At 50.9% G+C, this 523-nt stretch carries 1 protein-coding gene; it reads left to right on the top strand.

What is annotated here, in order from left to right; all coding sequences use genetic code 11:
• The first annotated feature begins 322 nt into the window (after positions 1–322).
• Positions 323–508 (top strand): hypothetical protein, encoded by a 186-nt coding sequence (locus F1735_RS34170; RefSeq protein WP_166882699.1) that lies wholly within the window; start codon positions 323–325, stop codon positions 506–508.
• The last annotated feature ends 15 nt before the right edge of the window (positions 509–523 follow it).

Raw genomic sequence — 523 nt, forward strand, 5'->3', positions numbered from 1 at the left:
AAGGTGGTCTTTGCCAGGCTTTGTTCGAGGTGGAAATCCAGTACGGCCAGTGAAGAACGATCATCATCAATCACAACCGTCATTGTCGGGTGACGGTAAAGCGGCAACTGGACTGGCATGCATGTCTCCTCGGGCGGCTTTTCAGTATATAGCGGAATGAAGTTACAAAAAAGGCCAATGTTGGATAAAAGCATTTATCACCAATTCTCACATTTTTTGATGCAATAAAAAATTACAGTAAACTCGCTAAATTGCAATATTATGTTGTAAGTGCTGGCGACGTGCCGGCACGATTTTCCCCAAAAGCGCACCCCGGAGCCCTATGAAAGAACTCAACAACAATCGCACGACGGATTTCTTCCTGCTGCCGTGCGCCCAGCCAATGGAACCATCTGTGAAGCGCCATTACATCGCAGCCCTGGTCGTGCTCGTCTGCGCAGTCGTTTATCTCAACGTCGCGCACTCCTCGCCCGCCCCTCTCAGCTGCCGCGCCGAGCTGTCCCAGTAAGGCCCCATATGTCGA

Source organism: Massilia genomosp. 1 (genome assembly GCF_011682185.1).
GTDB classification, from domain to species: domain Bacteria; phylum Pseudomonadota; class Gammaproteobacteria; order Burkholderiales; family Burkholderiaceae_D; genus Telluria_A; species Telluria_A rubra.

What these genes read in the sequence shown, in the direction of transcription:
- F1735_RS34170 (WP_166882699.1), top strand. Translation starts at nt 323, where the DNA reads ATGAAAGAACTCAACAACAATCGCACGACGGATTTCTTCCTGCTGCCG.